Consider the following 6,000-nt stretch of genomic DNA (forward strand, 5'->3'; position numbering starts at 1 on the left):
CACCGGGCACGCCAACGACAGGCCAGGGCATGCGCACATGAAAGAGGGAGAACGACCTTGATGAATCTCAAGACAACTCTGGCGATCCTGGCTCTCGGAGCCGTCGGATTCGTCGGCGCGGCTCAAGCGCAGACCAAAGCCACCGTCGGCGTCGCCATGCCCACCAAGTCATCCGCCCGCTGGATCGACGACGGCAACAACATGGTCAAGGTGCTGAAGGAGAAGGGCTACAACGTAGACCTGCAATATGCCGAGGACGACATTCCCAACCAGCTCGCCCAGATCGAAAACATGATCACGAAGGGCTCGAAGGTTCTGGTGATCGCGGCCATCGACGGCACCACGCTCTCCGATGCGCTCCAGCAGGCCGCCGACAAGGGCATCAAGGTCATCGCCTATGACCGCCTCATCCGCAATTCCAAGAATGTCGATTACTACGCAACCTTCGACAACTTCCAGGTCGGCGTGCTCCAGGGCGGCTATATCGAGAAGGCGCTCGGGCTGAAGGAGGGCAAGGGCCCCTTTAATGTCGAGCTGTTCGGCGGCTCGCCGGACGATAATAACGCATTCTTTTTCTACAACGGCGCCATGTCGGTGCTCGACCCCTACATCAAGAGCGGCAAGCTCAAGGTGCAGAGCGGCCAGATGGGCATGGACAAGGTCTCGACCCTGCGCTGGGACGGCGCGGTCGCCCAGGCCCGCATGGATAACCTGCTCAGCGCCTATTACACCGACAAGCGCGTCGATGCGGTTTTGTCTCCCTATGACGGTCTGAGCATCGGCATCATCTCCTCGCTCAAGGGCGTGGGCTATGGCACGCCCCAGCAGCCGATGCCGGTCATCACCGGCCAGGACGCCGAGGTGCAGTCGGTCAAGTCGATCCTTGCCAAGGAGCAGACCTCGACGGTCTTCAAGGACACTCGCGAGCTCGCGAAGGTCACCGTGAACATGGTCGACGCCGTGCTCTCCGGAAAGACGCCCGAGGTCAACGACACGAAGACCTATGAGAACGGCGTGAAGACGGTTCCGTCCTATCTCTTAAAGCCCGTGAGCGTGGACGCCTCCAACTGGAAGGAAGTTCTGGTCGGCAGCGGCTACTACAAGGAAGACCAGTTCAAGTAAGAACGATATGGTGGCGGACCCTGCGTGTGAACGCAGGGTCCTCGTTCATTTGGTGAGGGCGTCTCAAAAGCCCGCCCGCAGAGCGATCCGAGGTTTGGTCATGAGTGCGATCCTTGAAATGCGGGGGATCACCAAGACGTTTCCGGGCGTCAAGGCGCTGGACAACGTCAATATCACCGTCAAGGCGGGCGAAATCCACGCGCTGGTCGGCGAGAACGGCGCGGGTAAATCGACGCTGATGAAGGTCCTGAGCGGCGYCTACCCGCACGGCTCCTATACCGGCTCGATTGTCTACGAGGGCGAGGAGCGCCGCTTCAAGGGCATCGCCGACAGCGAGCATCTCGGCATCATCATCATTCACCAGGAGCTGGCGCTCGTGCCGCTCCTGTCGATTGCGGAGAACATCTTCCTTGGCAACGAGCAGGCGGAATACGGGGTCATCGACTGGTCGCTCGTGTTTGCGCGCACCAAGGAACTGCTCAAGCTCGTCGGGCTCAATGAATCGCCTGAGACACTCGTCACCAATCTGGGCGTCGGCAAGCAGCAACTCGTGGAGATCGCCAAGGCGCTTTCCAAGAAGGTGAAGCTCCTGATCCTCGACGAGCCCACGGCGAGCCTGAACGAGAAGGACAGCGACGCGCTCTTGAACCTGCTGTTGCAGTTCAAGGCGAAAGGCATCTCCTCCATCCTGATCTCGCACAAGCTCAACGAGATCTCGAAGGTGGCGGATTCCATCACCGTCCTTCGTGATGGCGGCACGGTCGAAACCCTCGATTGCCGCGCGCAAGAGGTAAGCGAGGATCGCATCATTCGCGGCATGGTGGGCCGCACTATGGAGGACAGGTATCCGCACCGGGAACCGAAGATCGGCGAGACGATCTTCCAGGTGGAGAACTGGTCCGCCTACCATCCGCTGCACAGCAATGTTCAGGTGGTCAAGAACGTCAACCTGCACATCCGGCGCGGCGAGATCGTCGGCATCGCGGGGTTGATGGGGGCAGGGCGGACCGAGTTCGCCATGAGCCTGTTCGGCAAGAGCTATGGCCAGAACATCAGCGGCCGGGTCATGCTGCACGGCAAGGAAATCGACGTCAGCTCGGTGGAGAAAGCCGTCTCGAATGGCATCGCCTACGCCACCGAGGACCGGAAGACCTATGGCCTCGTTCTCGAAGAAGACATCCGCAAGAACGTGACTCTGGCGCATCTCAAAGGCGTCTCGAAGCTTCTGGTGATCGACGATATCCGCGAGCTTGCCGTCGCCAACGACTTCCGCAACAAGCTTCGCATCAGAAGCTCGAACGTGTTCCAGCAGGCGGTGAACCTGTCCGGTGGCAACCAGCAGAAGGTCGTTTTGAGCAAGTGGCTCTTTTCAGATCCTGAAATCCTCATTCTGGACGAGCCGACCCGGGGCATCGATGTCGGTGCCAAGTATGAAATCTACACCATCATCAACAAGCTGGCGGATGCCGGGAAGGGCGTGCTCGTGATCTCGTCGGAAATGCCGGAGCTGCTCGGCATGTGCGACCGGATCTACGTCATGAACGAGGGCGCACTCATCGCCGAGCTCGAGGTTGCCGAGGCATCCCAGGAAAAGATCATGCACGCCATTGTTAAGTCGGGAAGGCGCTGAGATGGATACGAGAACCGCTGACGAGCTTCACGCTTCCCAGAAAACGTCGTGGCTCGATTTCGTGAAGACGCATTTCCGCGACTACGGCATGCTGCTGTCGCTCCTCGTCATCATGCTGTTCTTCCAAGTGGTGACGGACGGCACCCTGCTGCGCCCGCTCAATCTTACGAACCTCGTCCTTCAGAACAGCTACATCGTCATCATGGCGTTGGGCATGCTGCTTGTCATTGTGGCCGGGCACATCGATCTGTCCGTCGGCTCCATCGTCGGTTTCGTCGGCGGTTTGGCCGCCGTGATGATGGTGCGGTGGGGCATCGATCCGGTGACGACGACCATCGCCTGCCTCGTCGTCGGCGGTCTCATCGGCGCGGCGCAGGGTTATTGGGTGGCCTATTTCAAGGTGCCGTCCTTCATCGTGACGCTTGCCGGCATGCTCGTGTTCAAGGGCCTGACCTTGGCGCTTCTCGGCGGCATGTCGGTCGGTCCGTTCCCGGTCGCCTTCCAGCGCCTCAGCTCCGGCTTCCTCCCCGATGTCTTCGGAGGGCAAGGGTTCAACTACACCGCCCTGTTTCTGGGCACCGCGAGCGTGATCGCGCTGATCTACTTCAGCGTCCGCAGCCGCGCGAACCAGCTCAAGCACGCGGTCGAGACCGCGCCTTTCGGCCTGTTCGTCTTCAAGAATGCGCTGCTGGCGATCCTCGTGGTGGCCTTCTGCTATCTGATGGCGACGTATCGCGGTCTGCCGAACGTTCTCATCATCATGGCGGCCCTGATCGCGCTCTACGCCTTCGTGACGAACCGGACGACCATCGGCCGGCGGATCTATGCGCTCGGCGGCAATGAGAAGGCGGCAAGGCTTTCCGGCATCAAGACCGAGCGCCTGACCTTCCTGACCTTCGTCAATATGGGCGTACTCGCAGGCCTTGCCGGTCTGATCTTCGCCGCCCGCTTGAACACGGCGACCCCGAAGGCGGGCCTCGGATTCGAACTCGATGTCATCGCCGCCGTCTTCATTGGCGGCGCATCGGCGACGGGTGGCGTCGGCAAGGTCACGGGCGCCGTGATCGGCGCCTTCGTCATGGGCGTCATGAACAACGGCATGTCGATCCTCGGCATCGGCATCGATTACCAGCAGGTCATCAAGGGCCTTGTGCTCCTGGCCGCTGTTTCGCTGGATGTCTACAACCGAAAGAAGTAAACGAGGGCTGTTCGTCGAGGCAGCCGCATTGGCTTAAAGCTACATCGCGCTGCCGCCCCGTTGATATGGCGACGAGGGTGGCGGCTGTATGGAACGGAGTGAGAGATGACGAAGAATTACATTGCGGGCGAGTGGGTTGTGGGCTCCGAGGCCGCGCCCAACATCAACCCCTCCAACACCCACGACATCCTCGGCGAGTTCGCCCGCGCCTCGGCGGCCGAGGCCGAGACCGCCATCGCCGCGGCGTACGACGCCTTCCCGGCCTGGTCGCGCTCCTCGATCCAGGCCCGCCACGACCTCCTCAAAGCGGTCGGCGACGAGATCCTCGCCCGCAAGGACGAGCTCGGCCGCCTGCTCTCGCGCGAGGAGGGCAAGACCCTGCCCGAGGGCATCGGCGAGGTCACCCGCGCCGCCCAGATCTTYCACTTCTTCGCCGGCGAAWSCYTGCGKCTSKCSGGCGAGAAGCTGCCCTCGGTGCGSCCGGCCGTCGAGGTCGAGATCACCCGCGAGCCGGTCGGCGTGATCGGSCTGATCACCCCGTGGAACTTCCCCATCGCCATTCCGGCCTGGAAGATCGCCCCGGCCTTGGCCTACGGCAACACCGTGGTGTTCAAGCCGGCCGAGCTGGTGCCGGGCTCAGGGCACGCGCTGGCCGAGATCATCATCCGCGCCGGGGTGCCTTCGGGCGTGTTCAACCTSGTCATGGGCCGGGGCTCGGTGGTCGGCGAGGCGCTGCTCGCCAGCCCCAAGGTCGCSGCGATCTCGTTCACCGGCTCGGTGCCGACGGGGCGSCGGGTCGCCATGAGCGCGATCAGCGCCGAYCCGATGAAGAAGCTGCAGCTCGAGATGGGCGGCAAGAACCCGATGGTGGTGTTGGACGATGCCGATCTCAACGTGGCGGTGGAGTGCGCCATCAACTCGGCCTTCTTCTCCACCGGCCAGCGCTGCACCGCCTCGTCGCGGCTGATCGTGACGGAGGGCATCCACGACCGCTTCGTCGCCGCGATGCAGGAGCGGATGGCTAAGCTGGTGGTCGACGATGCCCTCAAGGCGGGCACGCAGATCGGCCCGGTGGTCGACCAGGGCCAGCTCGACCAGGACCTGAAGTACATCCAGATCGGCCAGGACGAGGGCGCCCGGCTGGTGGCGGGCGGCGAGGTGCTCAAGCGCGAGGCGCCGGGCTTCTATCTGCAGCCGGCYYTGTTCACGGAAGTCGACAAYGCGATGCGGGTGGCGCGCGAGGAGATTTTTGGGCCGGTGGCGACGGTGATCCGGGCACGGGATTATGACGAGGCGCTGGCGCTGGCCAACGACACGCCGTTCGGGCTGTCGTCGGGGATCTGCACCACGAGCCTGAAATATGCCGGGCACTTCAAGCGGAACGCGGAAGCCGGGATGGTGATGGTGAACCTGCCGACGGCGGGGGTGGATTATCATGTGCCGTTCGGCGGGCGGAAGGGCTCGAGCTATGGCCCGCGCGAGCAGGGGCGCTATGCGGCGGAGTTCTACACCACGGTCAAGACCGCCTACACGTTTGACGGCAACGGCCCCTACGTGCCCAAGACAAAAGGCAGCGAGTAGGAGCAAGGTTGCCATCGAGTTGGACGGTTTAGGCGCTTTCGTCTCCGTCATGGCCGGGCTTGTCCCGGCCATCCCGATCCGAATAGCACCGCGCTTCAAACCTTCGGGATCACCGGCACAAGGCCGGTGATGACGGCAGAGAAAAGAAGGCAGGCTCCGGCCTTCCACAAGCATCTCAATTCTGCTGCTACGATTGTGGGAACTTGAATCGGTATCGTCCGTTTCCGCTCCATGAAGCCGCGCCGCGAGATCCTTAACCGTCCTGTCGTCCTGCTCGTTGAGGACGAGTCGCTCGTGCGGTTGACCCAAGTCGAAATCCTGAAGGATGCGGAATTCTGGGTCGTGGAGGCTCAGGATGCGGACGAGGCGTTCGATCTCCTGAAAAACCGCCCGGATATCGGTGCAGTTCTCACAGATGTGAACATGCCTGGCTCGATTGACGGTTTCGAGTTCGCACGGCTCGTCCAGC

General features: G+C 62.2%; 5 protein-coding genes. All 5 read left to right on the forward strand.

Annotated elements, in window-relative coordinates; all coding sequences use genetic code 11:
- Window positions 1-60: 60 nt before the first annotated feature.
- Entirely contained in the window at window positions 61-1,122 is a 1,062-nt protein-coding gene (gene chvE, locus ACXJKO_RS10340) for a multiple monosaccharide ABC transporter substrate-binding protein (RefSeq protein WP_457091004.1), read from the forward strand.
- Window positions 1,123-1,222: 100 nt separating this feature from the next.
- Window positions 1,223-2,752: a multiple monosaccharide ABC transporter ATP-binding protein gene (mmsA, locus tag ACXJKO_RS10345; protein WP_457091005.1), complete on the forward strand. Its 1,530-nt coding sequence runs from the start codon at window positions 1,223-1,225 to the stop codon at window positions 2,750-2,752.
- Window position 2,753: 1 nt separating this feature from the next.
- Window positions 2,754-3,950 carry a multiple monosaccharide ABC transporter permease gene (mmsB, locus tag ACXJKO_RS10350; RefSeq protein WP_457091006.1) on the forward strand — a complete coding sequence of 399 codons (1,197 nt, stop codon included), beginning with the start codon at window positions 2,754-2,756 and terminating at the stop codon, window positions 3,948-3,950.
- A gap of 105 nt (window positions 3,951-4,055) precedes the next feature.
- Window positions 4,056-5,531 (forward strand): aldehyde dehydrogenase family protein, encoded by a 1,476-nt coding sequence (locus ACXJKO_RS10355; RefSeq protein ID WP_457091007.1) that lies wholly within the window; start codon window positions 4,056-4,058, stop codon window positions 5,529-5,531.
- 231 nt (window positions 5,532-5,762) lie between these two features.
- Window positions 5,763-6,000 (forward strand): response regulator (locus ACXJKO_RS10360; RefSeq protein ID WP_457091008.1); only part of this gene is annotated, 238 nt, incomplete at its 3' end.

The organism is Microvirga sp. P5_D2, assembly GCF_054049475.1.